Source organism: Pseudoruminococcus sp. (assembly GCF_047012705.1).
Classification (GTDB): Bacteria; Bacillota; Clostridia; order Oscillospirales; family Acutalibacteraceae; genus Pseudoruminococcus.
In genome coordinates, this window is the sequence record NZ_JBKXNW010000010.1 from 84,150 (window position 1) to 99,154 (window position 15,005).

The following is a 15,005-nucleotide window of genomic DNA, read 5'->3' on the forward strand; positions in this document are numbered from 1 at the left end:
GAGGCTCAGCAACCGCTGTTGTTACCTGTTGTGCAGGAATTTCTTCTGATTGAACAGTTTGTTCTGATTCTTGCACCGAAGTTTCCGGTTCTGCTTGGTTTACGCTTTGTTCAGGTGCAGGCTGTGCAGCAGGAAGTTCTATTCTTTTGCCACAATTTTGACAAAACATATCGTTATCTGCTATCTTAGCTCCGCAATTTTCGCAAAACATCAAAAATCAACTCCTAAAATAAAATATATAATCATAGTACTTTTTTACACAATACTACAATTTAATTATAATTTTCTCAATAATATTTGTCAAGCAAGGAGTATTAGTGATTTTGCCGATTTTTAACATAGCTTTTATACAAAAATCTACTACAAAAAACATTTAAAAAAAGGAAAAAAATTCATCGGAAAAAGAAAGTTAATTTTTTGAAAAATATATTCCAAAATCGCATTAGGTATGTTATACTGAAACTGTATGGGTATAATCAATCCACAATACTCAGTGGTGGATATATAATGTTTAGGAATAAAAAAATTTTTAAGGAGTTGCACAAATGGTATTCGCAGATTTGTTCTTTATCTACTTCTTTCTGCCCCTGTGCCTTATTTGTTATTTCGCGACGAAAAAGCTCGAAACAAGAAACAAGGTGCTAATCGTATTCTCCCTCATTTTCTATGCTTGGGGAGAGCCTGTCTGGATAATTCTTCTCTTATTCAGCGCTGCATTCAACTGGATAATGGGTATGCACATAGGCGCTAACAGGAATAAACCAAAGGGTAAAGTTTTTATAGCCTCGGCTATTATAGTCGATATACTTCTTCTCTTAATATTCAAGTATACCGGCTTCTTCGCAGAAACCTTTAATGGAATCTTCCACACATCAATACCTGTTCCACACATTACCCTACCAATAGGCATAAGCTTCTATACCTTCCAAGCAATATCATATGTTCTTGATTGTTATTGGGAAAATGTTAAGCCTCAAAGACAATTCAGTAAATTCCTGCTTTATTTGTCACTTTTCCCACAGCTTATCGCGGGTCCTATTGTTCGATACAGCGTTGTTGAGCAGGAGGTTTCTAACCGCAGAGTTACTGCAACAGACCTAAGCGAAGGCTCATTAAGAGTCATCGTCGGTTTGGCAAAAAAGGTTATTATCGCAAATAACCTCTACGCCATCGTAACACAGTTCTTCGGTCAGGATATTTCTACACTATCCACTCTCGGTACATGGTATACCGTTATAGTATATTCAATGTATGTATATTTCGATTTCAGCGGATATTCAGATATTGCCATCGGTCTTGGCAGAATGTTTGGCTTCCATTTTGATGAAAACTTCAAGCATCCGTTTGCCTGCAAAACTATAGCTGAATTCTGGCAGAGATGGCACATCTCTCTTGGTTCATTCTTCAGAGATTATCTTCTTTATGTACCTATTTTCGGCAAAAATAGAAAATATCTTAGTCTTTTCCTCGTATGGTTCTGCACAGGTATGTGGCACGGCGCCGCATGGAACTTCATTCTTTGGGGACTTTATTTCGGCTTCTTCATATTCTTCGAGCAAAAACTCGGTAAGAAAAAAATCAAAAAATGGCCGCTATGGTGGAAACATATTTATAGCAAGCTTGTTATTATAATCGGTTTCGGAATATTCTATTTTGAAGATATGAGCCAACTTGGACAGTTCTTCCTCAATATCACTGGTATAAGTATGATTTCAAACGGAAGTTCGTTTACAGACCAGCTAACATGGAATTCCTTTGTAAATAACTGCTTCCTCATTATATTTGCAATGATTGCTTGTATGCCTGTTCTCCCTGCTATCAAAAAGTTCTTCTTTGAGAACAGAAACAACACAATTTATGCAATCGGCAGAATGGGTTCAACAGTATGTTGCGGCGTACTTCTTGTAATATCAAGTATTTTGCTTGTTGATTCTACAAATAACCCATTCCTTTACTGGAGATTCTAATTTAAACCTCGATTTGTGACATACTGAAAGGACTGTTAATATGCAAAACGACAGACAAAGGCCACAGCCTGTACACAGACAGAACGGTATGAGCAGACGAGCCTTAGAAAACGGCTTTTCGACTATATCCGTACTTCTTCTATTGATTTTGCTGGCTATTGGTACAGGATTTTTGATATTTTTCCCACGCTCTAAGCAATCCGTTATTGAAAAGCGTGAATTGGCAACCTTCCCGAATTTCTCTTTTGCAAGCTACTTTAAAGGAGAATTCACTTCCGGTGTAACAAACTGGTATGACGATACAGTTCCATATCGTGATGATTTCAAAAATATGGGTAACAACATCAAGGGACTTTTCGGTATCACAACTAACGATACTGCCGTTATTATCGGTAAACCGGTTAAGCCTGTTAAGAATAACAGCGATTCAAGCAAATCTGAAACTTCAAAGTCAGATACAACAAGCAAGAGTGATAACTCCACAACAAGTCAGAGTGAAGAAACCTCTGAAAAAGACCAGAAGGATTTCCGTCAGGAAGAGGCTGAGGGCGGTTATGAGAACGGTATGCTCATCATCAACCAAGACGGTCATTGGCGTGGTCTTGAGCTTTTCGGCAACGGTTCGGGTAATAATTATGCTTCAAGCCTTAATGAGCTTAATAAACAGCTTGGTGGTAAGGTTAAGATTTATTCTATGCCTGCACCTCTTGCAAGTGAATTCTATACTCCTGCTAACTTTGCAGACTATTCTGCAAGCCAAGAGGATTGCTTTAATAATATCGCCTCTAAGCTTGATGAAGGCATAACTTCGGTTAATATTTCAAGTGTTCTCAGAAAACATACAGAAGAGCCGATTTACTGCCGTACAGACCACCACTGGCAGGCACTTGGTGCATACTATGCTTCAGAAGCTTTTGCAAAGGCTGCCGGCGTAGACTTCGCTGATATAAGCAAGTATAAAAAGGTTGATACTGAGGGCTATGTCGGTACTCTTTATGCGTTCTCAGGAGATTCGAGACTTCTCAACGACCCTGAAACATTCACCTACTATGAGCCATCAGCTAAGTATACAACCTACTATTACGACCAAAGCTTTAATTATCAGGGCAGTTGGGCATTGCTTAACGATGTTGACGTTGCAAACTCCTACCTCAGATATATGGGTGGTGACAGCTATGTTGTCAAGGTTAAGACTGCTGTAAACAATGGCAGAAAATTAGTTGTCATTAAGGATAGCTATGGCAACGCTGAAATTCCATTCTACACAAGTTCCTTTGAGGAAATTTATGTAGTTGATGTAAGATACTTCGAGAGAAATCTTGTAAACTTCATCAAGACAGTTGGAGCAACAGATATTCTCTTCACAATGTCAGCATATTCAGTTGTTGGTGATAATGCAGACAACATCGCAAATCTTATGACTCAAGATTCATCAAGCACAATAGTTGATGAACAGGTCGCTAAAAAAGAGGAAAGTACTGACTAATTCCACAGTTTATGCACTCATAGCTCAATCATTAGCTATGGGTGCATAAGACTATCAAAAACTATTTAATTGTAACTTTATAAAACTTAAAAGTTTCGCTCAAGGCGGCGAGCCGCCGCCCCCAAGACGCGGAATCGCTCGGCAAGCCTCGCTCGACACTTTCAAAAGAAGTTTGTTGACGCGGTCAAAGAAACTACCGTTTGGCTGACAAGCTTTCCTTAGACGATTAAAAGTTTCGCTCGAGCCTTTTTCAAAGGCTCGTAGGTCAAGGGCAACGCCCTTGTCGCTCTCCGCAGAGAGCGAAATACTTTATGCTCCACAAAGCGCAGGAGGGTAGAAAAACATTCCAGTGGAATGTTTTTCGTAGGGAACCCTCGCAGGGGGTTCCCTATGGGTGCCGACCCACAACGAAGATGCGTTCAACTTTTTCGTTAGAATGACACTTGTCGTCAAAATGCGGAATTGCGTCAAGTAACTACCTGATTAGTGAATTAAGAAAATTTGGTTAATGCGGATAAAGAAACCGCAATATAAGGAGGTAAATAAAATGCAGGAATTGAATTATCCATTCGACCCGTCATATATCATTAAGAAACGCAAGTCTATTAAGCGTGAATTACTCGCAGACGGTTCGGCAAGAATCAAAAAGAAAATCGCCGTTTTCGGTGGTTCTACAACAAATGAAATTATAAATACTCTTGAGCTTTTTCTACTTAATGCCGGTATAGAGGCAGAATTTTACGAATCAGAATATGCACAATATGAACAGGACGCAGTTTTTCCGAGCGAGGAACTTCTCAGCTTTAAGCCTGATATTGTATTTGTGCATACAACAAACCGTAATATCCGCAATCTACCTGAGGTTGCAGACAACAAGGAAATTGTTGACGAAAAACTAAAGGCTGAATTTGCCCGTTTCGAGAATATCTGGAACAGCATAAGAGATAAATTCCACTGCCCTATCATTCAAAATAACTTTGAAATGCCATTCTATCGCCTTATGGGCAACAAGGATTGCTCAGATTATCGTGGCAGAACAAACTTCATAAGCCGTCTTAATCAAGCTTTCTACGATTTTGCAGAAAAGACAGAGGGCTTTTATATCAACGATATTAACTACCTTTCCGCCGATTACGGCTTGAAAGAATGGTCGAATCCAAGTTTCTGGAATATGTATAAGTACGCTATGTGCTTTGAGGCTATTCCATCTTTGGCTTTCTCGGTTTCTAATATCATTAAGTCTATTTTCGGCAAGAATAAAAAGGCTCTTGCCCTCGACCTCGACAATACTCTTTGGGGTGGAGTTGTCGGTGATGACGGTGTGGACGGAATCGAAATCGGTCAAGAAAACGGCGTTTCACAATCTTATTATGAATTCCAAAGCTACATCAAACAGCTTAAATCTCTCGGAATAATCCTCACTGTATGCTCAAAGAATGACCACGAAAACGCTATCGCAGGACTTAATCACCCTGAGGGCATACTCAAGCCGGATGATTTTATAATCATCAAAGCAAACTGGGAAAATAAGGACAGAAACATTGCAGAAACCGCCGCAGAGCTTAACATCTTGCCTGAATCTATTGTTTTTGTTGACGATAACCCAGCCGAAAGAGAAATTGTCAAGGCACAATTAAAAGGGGTACAAGCTCCTGTAATGGATTCTGTCGAAAACTACATCACAACAATAGACAGAAGCGGATTTTTCGAGGTTACTACATTCAACGAGGACGACCTCAAGCGTAATGAAATGTACAAGGAAAATGCTATGCGAAATGCACAGCAAGCCTCTTTCGCTGATTATGGCGAATATCTAAAGAGCCTTGATATGAAGGCAACTATCGACGATTTTATCCCTGTATATATTGCAAGAATAACACAGCTTACTAATAAAAGTAATCAGTTCAATCTTACTACCAAGCGTTATACACAAACTGAAATGGAAGAAGTCTGGCACAGCCCAAATTATATCAGACTTTACGGAAAGCTTATTGATAAATTCGGAGATAACGGCGTTGTTTCAGTAGTTATCGGCGAAAAGCGTGAAGATACACTTCATATCGACCTTTGGTTGATGAGTTGTCGAGTATTAAAAAGAGATATGGAACAGGCTATGCTCGATACTCTCGTAGAAAAATGCCGTCAGAATGGCATCTCTAAAATAAGAGGATATTATTATCCAACAAAGAAAAACGGAATGGTTCGTGAACTTTACGGAACATTCGGCTTTACAAAGATAAGTGAAGATGAAAATGGTAATACCGTTTGGGAACTTCCGATAGAGGGTTATGAAAATCAGAACCGTTATATTGAGGTTTCCGATAACGAGTAAATATATTTTAATTAACAAAGGAGATAATAACTATGACAGGAAATGAAATTTTCGCAAGACTTAATGAGGTTTTCAGAGATGTATTTGATGATGACAGTATCGTTGTAAAGCCTGCAACAACAGCAAACGATATTGAAGATTGGGATAGCCTTGAGCATATCACACTTATCTCAGCAGTTGAGAAAGAGTTCGGTATGAAGTTCAAAATGGGCGAAATCTCCTCTATGAAGAATGTCGGTGAAATGGCACACATCATCGCAGCCAGAGCAACCAGATAATAGCGAGCAAACTTTCCTTAAGATAATTAAAATTTAGGTCAAGCCTTTTTAAAGGCTTGCGGTTTCCAAAGGCAGAGCCTTTGGTGGGTTTTAAGGGCGAAGCCCTGAACTTTTCTTACTCCCTAAAGGGGCGGACAAAGTCCGCCCCTTTTTACTAATGTTACTTACAAAAGAAATTGAGCGGTGGACAAAGTCCACCGCTTAAAGAGCAAAGAATGTTAAGGGCAATGCCCTTAACACCTATGAGGGACTCCGTCCCTCAACCCTGCGAGCCTTTGAAAAGGCTCGTGCGAAACTTTTAACTGTCTTTGGGAAGTTGTTTAGTTAAATCGGCAGTTCATTGGGAATTTCCCCGACCGCGTTAACTATCCTTCCTAACTCACCACGAGCGAGGCAAAGCCGAGCGATTCCGCGTCTTGGAGGCGGCGGCTCGCCGCAAAAGGCTCGAGCGAAACTTTTAACTGTCTTTGGAAAAGTTTGTTAGTTAAAAATCGCCATAGCTCGTAATTGTGCTATGGCGATTTCTATTAGAATAGCTTATACAGTAAAATCTAAGCTTATTTCTTTTATGTTTGTTTCTATTTTGCGAATAGTTACACCAGCCGACGCCAACATTCTCTTTGATGCAAGAGTTGCCGGAGATTCGGCATATTTATCTGAAAGGTAAACAACTTCTTTTATTCCCGATTGAATGATAGCCTTTGCACACTCGTTACAAGGGAACAATGCTACATATATTGTCGCACCCTTTAAGGATTTACCCTGAGAATTGAGAATTGCATTAAGTTCAGCGTGTACAACAAAAGGATATTTTGTGTTATTCTGAAATTCGTCCTCTCTTGCCCATGGGTATTCATCATCGGAACAACCATAAGGAAAGCCATTATACCCTGTTGAAAGTATTACATTGTCGTGTACTATACACGCTCCAACCTGTGTATTTGGGTCTTTACTACGCTTTGCCGCAAGTAAAGCTACCCCCATAAAATACTCGTCCCAGCTGATATAGTCTTTTCTTTTCATAATATTCCTCCTGAATTTTAGTCAACATTTATCCTTTAGGGAACCCCCTCGCAAGAGTTCCCTGAGAAAATATTCCACCGGAATATTTTTCTACCCTCCCGCACTTTGTGAAATATAAAGTATGTCGCTCTCTGCGGAGAGCGACAAGAGCGTTGCCCTTGACTCACGAGCCTTTGAAAAGGCTCGAAAACTTTTAATTTCTGCACTAAATCAAGCTTTATCTTTCTTACATAAATAATCTTCTTTTTTTGACTTTCATATGTACAGGCAAAATCTCCGTAAATACTGCATAATTCCTGCCCGAAATTCGTCTATCAAAATGCACACTGCCAAAGTACCAACACTTATACTTAACATTCTTCGCAAGCTCATCAAAAAATGAACCTATCGCACTGATTTCAGCCCTTGAATCTATCAAACCCCTTGCATTTCCTGAGGGTTCGTGAGTTATAACATAGTCAATCTTATAATCGTATTTATTCAGATTTTCGACCGCATCGGTCATCTCGTCAACTGTCGGCATTTCTTGCTTATACCATGTTCCCGCCGCAATGCGGATTTCACGGTCCGGACTATCTCCACCCCCAAAGGCGAAATAGGTTTCATCGTCTATCGTAAATATCTCTCCTCTAATCATATGATAGAGATTTCCCGAAATATGATGAACCCTCCCCCAAAAAGCTCCTCTATCGGATATTTCTCTAAAAGCCCGAAATTTTCGTGTGTTCCGTCTACAAACATCGTCTTATATGGTTTTTCGCCTATTTCCTCAAGAAATTTCTTTTCTTGCTCTGAACCATTCCATATAAAGCCAAAATCTCCGCATATCATCAATACATCTTTTTCCGAAAGGTGTTTCAGCTTTCGGTTGGAAAAACGTTTAACTTCTCCGTGCATATCTCCCGTAATATATACCATAAAATCCCCCGACAAAGTCTGAAAAATTATAAATAATTCGGTTTGTAATAAGCCGAAAAATAATGTAAAATAATTGTTGAACGCATAAATATTTTTATTTAAATAATTATAACACAGGAGATTGATTTTTTCTATGAAATTAAAAAGCTTTTTTATTTTCTCGTTGGTTTTTTGTATATTATTTTCATTAATCCCTATGAATAAGGCAAGTGCTATTTCTTATAGCATTGATTTTGACATAAACTCAAAATCAGTCTACCTTGTAAATCTTGATACCGGAATTTCGGTTTACGAAAAAGATAAGGATAAAAAATGCTATCCGGCGTCTACCACTAAGATTATGACCTATATTATTGTTGCTGAGAATGTAAAAGATTTGGATAATACAAAGGTTACTGTAAAACAGAGCATACTCAATAAGCTCAATGGTACAGGAAGCTCTACCGCCGGACTTATTGGTGGAGAAACCCTTACTGTCACCCAACTTTTAAACTGTCTTATGATTCCATCTGGTAATGATGCAGCTTTGATTCTTGCAGACTATGTCGGCGGAGGAAGTATAACTAACTTTGTCAAGATGATGAACAAAAAGGCAAAGGAACTTGGCTGCGAAAACACGCATTTTATGAACCCTCACGGACTTCACGATCTTGACCACTACACTACCGCCTCTGACCTTGCAAAAATCACAGAATATGCAATGACCTTACCAAAATTTACTGAAATCACAAGCACAACCGTTTCGGATTGTCTTGGTGAGGATAGACCACTTATTACAACAAACGCCCTCATTGACGAGGTTCGTGGCGGAGATTACTTTTATAAGTATGCAACAGGCACAAAAACAGGCTGTACAGGCGATGATTCAGGCTATTGCCTTGTTTCAACAGCAGTTTATGAGGGATATTCATATTTATGCGTTACGCTCGGTGCAGATTATTCAAAAAACGGCGAGCAGCTCGAAAATGGCGCTATGAAAGATGCAAAAAATCTTTTCCGCTGGGCATTTACAAGCCTACAGCTTACAACTGTAATTGACGAAAAGACCATAGTTGACGAAGTAAATATAAATTTTGCTTGGGGCAAGGACAGATTAAAGCTTTCTCCTGCAACAAGCTATTCAACAATTCTTCCGTCGGATATTAAGGCTTCAAGTATAGATAAGGTTTATCACCTACCCGAAAGTGTAAACGCACCGGTCAAGGCTGGCGATAAAATCGGCACAGTCACGCTAAAATACGCAAATAACGAACTTGCGACCGTAGATTTAGTATCCGCAGAAACAATCGACCAAAGCGATTTACTTGTTGCTATGGACGGTATCGGCAAGGTAATATCCAACCCATGGTTTATTGTATGTGCGTCATTGGTTATATTATTAGTAGTCATTTACATAATCATTTTAACAATTTACAGCAAACGCCGCCGCAACAGACGCAAGGTAAAAACCTACCGCCGTATGTAGTGGGTGCCGACCCACGGCAAAGACGCGAAATCGCTCGGCTTTGCCTCGCTCGTGGTGAATAACAGAAGTTTGTTGCCGCGATTGAAGTAACTACCGTAGCCGAACTGGCTACACCGTTCAGCTCTACCGATTAGCTAATAAACTTTCCAAAAGAAAATTAAAAGTTTCGCTCGAGCCTTTTTAAAGGCCCGCAGTTTCCAAAGGCAGAGCCTTTGGTGGGTTTTAAGGGCGAAGCCCTTAACATATCTCTTACTCCCTAAAGGGGGCGGACAAAGTCCGCCCCCTTTTTTAACTAATGTTGCTTACAAAATAATTAAACTTTTGAAATTCATACTAAGCAAAAAGCTGACAGTTTTCGCTGTCAGATTTTTCCATAAGATTTACTCGATTTTAGTTTGCTGTATAGGTCTTGCCTGATTCAAGGGGTAAGCCTGCTTCGTTTTGGGCTGGATACTGATTTTTTCCGTCTGTGAATATAATCAGCGGATTCTTCCAATTCTTAGTAAAAGTATAGCTATACTTTGAATTGCCCTCGTCCTTGCAAGCTGTTCCAGGCCATGCGGCTACTTGGTCGCCACCGTCATAGACATAAGCATAGATTGTATTTCCCCAGCTTGATGGCTTTGTGAAATAAACTGTTACACCCTCTGCATTTGTATCTGTATCAGTAGTTCCTGCTGTTCCTGTATCTGTCTTAGTTGATGCGGAATCTGTTGTATAAGTCTTTTCAGGCTCTACCAACATACCAGGCTCATTTGCCGCTGGAACTTGGTTTGTACCATCTGAGAATATGATAAGTGCATTATCCCAAGCCTCAGTAAATGTATAGCTGTATTTAGAATTGCCCTCGTCCTTTAATTCAACGCCAGGCCATGCAGCAGCTTCCTTAACCTTACTTCCGCTCTCGTCATAGATATATGCAAAAACATTATTGCCCCAGTTTGATGGCTTTATGAAGTAAACCTTTGTACCCTTCTTAACGCTTCTATCCTCTTGAACTTTAAAGTAATAGGACATAACTGTTTCACCGTTGCCGGCTGATGTATTAGCTTTAAGTGTAACCTTAATGGTTGTACCTGCCTTAGCGTCCTTGCCGATTTCGAGCTTATCGCCGTTATTATAGCTTGTTTCTGCTCCACCATCAATAGAATATGTTGCTGATGCGGCATTCTCTGATTTAAGTGTTACAGTTTCGGTTGAACCTACTTTGAGAACAAAATTATTTGCATCGAGTGATACTGATGCAATGCTTGGAACTTCAATATATCCATCATTATAGAGAACGATTACAGCACCAGCCTTGAGTGTACCTGTAAGAACTCCGCCAGAAACTTTATATTGTGTTGTTCCGTCTGCTCTGTCTGTATATGTACCATCTGCAAGAGATGTCTTGACATTAAGCTTATATTCCTTATCGCTGCCGTTTACAACAACTGCACCCTTTGTGCCTCTTTCGATAAGGAGAACTTTCTTTGTATCGTCAGGGTTGATGAGCTTTTCACCTTGACCGACCATAGCATTTCTGAATCTGTTTACGGCAACAACTGTTGCATCTTTATAGAAAGGATTTCCGGCTGCACCAATTCTATTCATTGTACCCCACATATTATCGGCTGTTGCACCATAAGGTCTGTCATAGAAAAGCGGTGTTCCGTTCTTTCTTGCACAAATAATTGCCCATGCCCTGATAACTTCGTTATCATCTACTGTTTTATAAGAACCGTCATTGCAGTAGTTATCGTGAGATTCTACCCATGTTACGGCGGTAGGATTGTCTGCGGAAATCTGTAAATTTTCCATCTTTGAAGCAAGAAGATTGCCTGAATTTATAGATGAACGAATGGTTGCACCATATGAACTTGCTGTTGTAGCGCCAATTACTTTTTGATATTCTTCGATTCTATCGTTATCCCCCTGAAGAACTTCGCCATAGTTAAATATTTTATCAGCGTTTTTAACCTCTGAGATAACACGAGTCCAGAAATTATTTTCTTTAGACTTGCTGTCCTTAGGGTCATCCGGAAGTCCGATATGCTTTGCCGTATCATATCTGAAACCGTCTGCACCGCAATCGATACAATCATTAAGATACTTTATAAAGTAATCCTGGAAATCCTTGTTTTCGGTATTTACATCAGGAAGTCCGCCCATCTGACCTGTTGTACACTCAAAGCGGTCGCCCCACTTTGTAATTTCCTTAAAGCCGTTTGCGTGATAAAGATTTTCCTTGCCGCCGACAGCGTCAAGAAGATTTTTATTTACTTGGTCAAGCTTTGGTGTTGTGTGGTTCGGCACTACATCAACGATAACCTTAATGCCATATTTATGAGCCTCATCGCACATAGCCTTAAATTCGTCCTTTGTGCCAAGCTGATAGTTACCGATTGTCCAGTCTGTTGGCTGATAATGATAATACCACTTACCCTCGCCGCTTATCTGCATACCGCCATTTTCTCCAACAAGACACTCGTTAATTGGTGAAGTCTGAATTGTAGAATAGCCTGCATAAGCTATATCCTGCATACTTTCTTTTACAGTATTAAAAGACCAGCACCAAGCGTGGAGAATTGCACCATCTTTTATGTTATCTGTCAAGCCATAATTAACGCTTGCTTTTTCTGTATTGCTTTCTGTTGTAGACTGTGTTGTGCTTGTGTTAGACTCATTATTATCAGTATTACCCTTACAGCCAACTGCTGAGCCTACAAGCATTGCTGCAAGAATAAACGCAATACCCGATTTTAAAAAGCCATTCTTTTTCATATTAACCTCCTATAAATTTTGGAAATATTTTTATAGTAATTATGACATATTTCTAATTTAAATTCAAGACCCTTTAAAAAATATAGCAGAATGAACAGTAAAAATATATAAATAAGGAGTGGCCATTATTTCCGACCACTCCTATTCATAAAGCTTATTTTTCTACAAAATCAGAGATACTTTCTTCACTATTTTCAATATCTTTCTTAATCAAAGCAAGAATATACTGCTTAATAGTAATATCCTCCATTACAGTTTTAATCTTAATTTTTTTATAAAGTTCGCTGTCAATCTTAAAGTTTATCGCTTTCTCCATACTTAACCACCCTTTAATAATTATATTTTAATCTATAAATAATATATAACCAACAACTCAATAAATTGCATATATAATTTTCTACAATTCCATATAACTATACTTCTCAAAACAAACTTTAAGCATAGTTAAAAAGTATTCGTTATACTACAAATTGTAATACATTTTGGCAATTTTGTCAACTGTATTTTTTACATTTTTAATGTTTTAAGTATAGTAAGCTTTTTGTAGCATATATTATTTAATCTAAAAATCTTACAATTTGTATTGGAGGTGATAGTAATGGCAGAAAGCAAGCTAACCATTAAAAAACGCAATCCACTAAAGGGTGAAGACGGAAGCAAGGTTATTTCAGTTCGAATAAAAGACGAAATCATACATCGTCTTGACGAGCTTGCAAAAGAGACAAATCGCTCCAGAAATGAAATAATTGGAATTTTGCTTGAGTTTGGGCTTGATAATGTTGAGGTTGAATAATGCAATCATATATTATAATGCAAAAAGGAACGGGTTTAAACCGTTCCTTTATTCTTTCTGAGAATTTATACGTCTATAAATCAAGATAGTCAATGAACATATAATCAATAGTATACTTATCCACTGAGATGTAGATATTCCAAAGAGAAAACCTCTTATTTCATCTCCTCGGAAAAATTCTGTTGTCATTCTTAATATTCCATACATAAAAAGATATAGCAGAAAAAGAGTTCCCTTTCTAAGCTTTTTATATGAAAGAAATAGCAATATTGCAAATATTATTAAATCTCCGGCACTCTCAATTAACTGTATTGGTAATCTTATTACACCATTAGCCTCTGGAACATTCGGATTATTATAAACAACGCCCCAACTACATTCTATGCCATAGCAACAACCGCCCAAAAAGCACCCCACTCTGCCAAATGCATGGAACAAAGGTATCGCAGGAGCATATATATCAGCATAAAACATTGTATCAAGCTTTTGTTTTTTGCAATAAATTACACCAAGAATAATTCCACCTATAAGTCCGCCATAAAATACCATTCCGCCCCAAATATCCGTAGTATAAAACCAAAAATTCTGCCACGAGCTGAAAACCTTGTCAAGGTGCATTATGCACCACCATATCTTGTCTAAGTGAGTTATTCCATAGAGTATATGAGCGCCTATAAATGCACCTATAAAAGCCATTGCCGGTATATTTATAAGCTGTGTACGGTCAATATCTTCTCTCCGTCTTACTCTAAACCATATATATATAACTGCTAACGCTATTCCCAAAATAGCTGATATGCCGTAGCTTGGAATATTTATTCCAAAAATATTTATTGCAGGAAACATAACTCAAAAACCTCTTAAAAAAGAAGCGTTCATAAACTATGAACGCTTCTTTTTGATTTTAATAGGATTAATCTAAACCCTAATATCATTTACAAACTGATATCAGCTTAATTTTTACCAATTATAATTATATTTATAAGTAGTATAAGGAGCAGAATTTACTGCATTAATAGCTGATATTGTGCAGATAAGGCAACCAGCGCCACAAACAACAGCGATGATAGAGCATACGAGACCTGCTATTGCAAGACCATTTTGCTTTAAGCCTACTTGTTTACTCTTATTGCCTGACATAATGGCAAGAACTATACCTATAATACCAAGGATAGCACCAACGCCCCAACACCAGCCTGTGCAAAGACCGATAATACCGAGAACCATAGAAGCTATACCCATACCCTTGCCCGGGTCTTCTGGGTTTTGATTTGGATATTGTGGCTGATACTGTGGCTGTTGATATTGTGGTGGCTGATATGACTGCTGTGGATACTGTGGTTGCTGATATTGTTGAGGGTTTTGCTGATTTTGTGGGTCCTGTGGATAATTATTCATAACAACATCTCCTAAAAAATATATATAAATTATAATATAATATGAATAATCGTGTCAAGCTATTTCTTGTATTTTTTTACCTTTTCTGCTATTTTATTACTAAAGAGACAGCTCAAGGGAGACACTTCATAAGGAAGTAGTCTCCCTTAGGCTTTTGTAATAAGTCAGAATGATTGGATTGTAGGTGTAATTTATTATGGTGATTACTATATTCCCTACTGAACTGTTTCTGATAGTGAGCAGTATTCTATCGGTATTTTGGGACTAAGGCATAAGAGATAATTGCAAAAACAAATACCACCGTCTTATCACAAGTGGCAAACTTAACTCATATCTTAACAATATTGATTTATTGGCAGCCAAAACAGAAAATAAGCTTATTGACTAAATGGCAAAAGAACAAAGCATCACATAAAAATTAAAAGTTAATGATATTATGACTTGGGTTGGAACTATAAATAATATCAGAAATTAAGTTAATAAGTATATAAAGAAATCATAACTTTATATTCAAGTAAAATACAACAGGAATCCTGCCGTATTCAGCCTGTAGAAACATCAACTGCTTTTTAATGTTTCATT

14 protein-coding genes are annotated in these 15,005 nt (G+C 38.3%); 6 read left to right on the forward strand and 8 right to left on the reverse strand.

Annotated features, from left to right (window positions below; all coding sequences use genetic code 11):
* The coding region (locus ACLU24_RS10735) for a zinc-ribbon domain-containing protein (protein ID WP_412612562.1) at nt 1-211 on the reverse strand (211 nt) is incomplete at its 3' end.
* 334 nt (nt 212-545) lie between these two features.
* Between ACLU24_RS10735 and ACLU24_RS10740 the strand changes: the two genes are divergently transcribed.
* From ACLU24_RS10740 to ACLU24_RS10755, 4 genes are all read left to right on the forward strand, one after another.
* On the forward strand, nt 546-1,967 hold the full coding sequence (locus ACLU24_RS10740) for an MBOAT family O-acyltransferase (RefSeq protein WP_412612563.1): 1,422 nt from the start codon (nt 546-548) through the stop codon (nt 1,965-1,967).
* A gap of 40 nt (nt 1,968-2,007) precedes the next feature.
* Nucleotides 2,008-3,453, forward strand: a complete 1,446-nt coding sequence (locus ACLU24_RS10745) for a DHHW family protein (protein ID WP_412612564.1) — start codon at nt 2,008-2,010, stop codon at nt 3,451-3,453.
* A 547-nt stretch (nt 3,454-4,000) separates the two neighbouring features.
* The gene (locus ACLU24_RS10750; protein WP_412612565.1) at nt 4,001-5,785 is read left to right on the forward strand and encodes an HAD-IIIC family phosphatase; all 1,785 of its coding nucleotides are present in this window, start codon (nt 4,001-4,003) and stop codon (nt 5,783-5,785) included.
* 32 nt (nt 5,786-5,817) lie between these two features.
* Nucleotides 5,818-6,063, forward strand: a complete 246-nt coding sequence (locus tag ACLU24_RS10755) for an acyl carrier protein (protein WP_412612566.1) — start codon at nt 5,818-5,820, stop codon at nt 6,061-6,063.
* A 537-nt stretch (nt 6,064-6,600) separates the two neighbouring features.
* Here ACLU24_RS10755 and ACLU24_RS10760 read toward each other — a convergent pair.
* The 3 genes from ACLU24_RS10760 to ACLU24_RS10770 form a co-directional block, all read right to left on the reverse strand.
* Nucleotides 6,601-7,086 carry a deoxycytidylate deaminase gene (locus ACLU24_RS10760; protein ID WP_412612568.1) on the reverse strand — a complete coding sequence of 162 codons (486 nt, stop codon included), beginning with the start codon at nt 7,084-7,086 and terminating at the stop codon, nt 6,601-6,603.
* A 226-nt stretch (nt 7,087-7,312) separates the two neighbouring features.
* A complete protein-coding gene (locus tag ACLU24_RS10765; protein ID WP_412612569.1) occupies nt 7,313-7,723 on the reverse strand; it encodes a hypothetical protein in 411 nt (136 codons plus the stop codon).
* Nucleotides 7,720-8,004, reverse strand: coding sequence for a metallophosphoesterase (locus ACLU24_RS10770; RefSeq protein ID WP_412612571.1), 285 nt, complete (start codon nt 8,002-8,004; stop codon nt 7,720-7,722). The genes ACLU24_RS10765 and ACLU24_RS10770 overlap by 4 nt, the downstream gene beginning before the upstream one ends.
* Before the next feature lie 133 nt (nt 8,005-8,137).
* Here ACLU24_RS10770 and ACLU24_RS10775 point away from each other — a divergent pair, with 133 nt between their 5' ends.
* Entirely contained in the window at nt 8,138-9,469 is a 1,332-nt protein-coding gene (locus ACLU24_RS10775) for a D-alanyl-D-alanine carboxypeptidase family protein (protein ID WP_412612573.1), read from the forward strand.
* Nucleotides 9,470-9,859: 390 nt separating this feature from the next.
* On the opposite strand, the gene ACLU24_RS10780 is transcribed toward ACLU24_RS10775, so the two are convergent.
* Both ACLU24_RS10780 and ACLU24_RS10785 read right to left on the reverse strand, forming a co-directional pair.
* Nucleotides 9,860-12,232, reverse strand: coding sequence for a starch-binding protein (locus tag ACLU24_RS10780; protein WP_412612575.1), 2,373 nt, complete (start codon nt 12,230-12,232; stop codon nt 9,860-9,862).
* Between the two features lie 154 nt (nt 12,233-12,386).
* Entirely contained in the window at nt 12,387-12,548 is a 162-nt protein-coding gene (locus ACLU24_RS10785) for a hypothetical protein (protein ID WP_412612577.1), read from the reverse strand.
* 282 nt (nt 12,549-12,830) lie between these two features.
* On the opposite strand from ACLU24_RS10785, the gene ACLU24_RS10790 reads away from it, so the two are divergent.
* On the forward strand, nt 12,831-13,025 hold the full coding sequence (locus ACLU24_RS10790) for a ribbon-helix-helix protein, CopG family (protein WP_412612578.1): 195 nt from the start codon (nt 12,831-12,833) through the stop codon (nt 13,023-13,025).
* A 48-nt stretch (nt 13,026-13,073) separates the two neighbouring features.
* Here the strand turns inward: ACLU24_RS10790 and lgt are convergent, their stop codons facing one another.
* Nucleotides 13,074-13,871, reverse strand: a complete 798-nt coding sequence (gene lgt, locus ACLU24_RS10795; protein WP_412612580.1) for a prolipoprotein diacylglyceryl transferase — start codon at nt 13,869-13,871, stop codon at nt 13,074-13,076.
* A 114-nt stretch (nt 13,872-13,985) separates the two neighbouring features.
* Nucleotides 13,986-14,423 carry a DUF4190 domain-containing protein gene (locus ACLU24_RS10800; RefSeq protein WP_412612582.1) on the reverse strand — a complete coding sequence of 146 codons (438 nt, stop codon included), beginning with the start codon at nt 14,421-14,423 and terminating at the stop codon, nt 13,986-13,988.
* Between the last annotated feature and the right edge of the window lie 582 nt (nt 14,424-15,005).

What these genes read in the sequence shown, in the direction of transcription:
- ACLU24_RS10740 (WP_412612563.1), top strand. Translation starts at nt 546, where the DNA reads ATGGTATTCGCAGATTTGTTCTTTATCTACTTCTTTCTGCCCCTGTGC.
- ACLU24_RS10745 (WP_412612564.1), top strand. Translation starts at nt 2,008, where the DNA reads ATGCAAAACGACAGACAAAGGCCACAGCCTGTACACAGACAGAACGGT.
- ACLU24_RS10750 (WP_412612565.1), top strand. Translation starts at nt 4,001, where the DNA reads ATGCAGGAATTGAATTATCCATTCGACCCGTCATATATCATTAAGAAA.
- ACLU24_RS10755 (WP_412612566.1), top strand. Translation starts at nt 5,818, where the DNA reads ATGACAGGAAATGAAATTTTCGCAAGACTTAATGAGGTTTTCAGAGAT.
- ACLU24_RS10760 (WP_412612568.1), bottom strand. Translation starts at nt 7,086, where the DNA reads ATGAAAAGAAAAGACTATATCAGCTGGGACGAGTATTTTATGGGGGTA.
- ACLU24_RS10765 (WP_412612569.1), bottom strand. Translation starts at nt 7,723, where the DNA reads ATGATTAGAGGAGAGATATTTACGATAGACGATGAAACCTATTTCGCC.
- ACLU24_RS10770 (WP_412612571.1), bottom strand. Translation starts at nt 8,004, where the DNA reads ATGGTATATATTACGGGAGATATGCACGGAGAAGTTAAACGTTTTTCC.
- ACLU24_RS10775 (WP_412612573.1), top strand. Translation starts at nt 8,138, where the DNA reads ATGAAATTAAAAAGCTTTTTTATTTTCTCGTTGGTTTTTTGTATATTA.
- ACLU24_RS10780 (WP_412612575.1), bottom strand. Translation starts at nt 12,232, where the DNA reads ATGAAAAAGAATGGCTTTTTAAAATCGGGTATTGCGTTTATTCTTGCA.
- ACLU24_RS10785 (WP_412612577.1), bottom strand. Translation starts at nt 12,548, where the DNA reads ATGGAGAAAGCGATAAACTTTAAGATTGACAGCGAACTTTATAAAAAA.
- ACLU24_RS10790 (WP_412612578.1), top strand. Translation starts at nt 12,831, where the DNA reads ATGGCAGAAAGCAAGCTAACCATTAAAAAACGCAATCCACTAAAGGGT.
- lgt (WP_412612580.1), bottom strand. Translation starts at nt 13,871, where the DNA reads ATGTTTCCTGCAATAAATATTTTTGGAATAAATATTCCAAGCTACGGC.
- ACLU24_RS10800 (WP_412612582.1), bottom strand. Translation starts at nt 14,423, where the DNA reads ATGAATAATTATCCACAGGACCCACAAAATCAGCAAAACCCTCAACAA.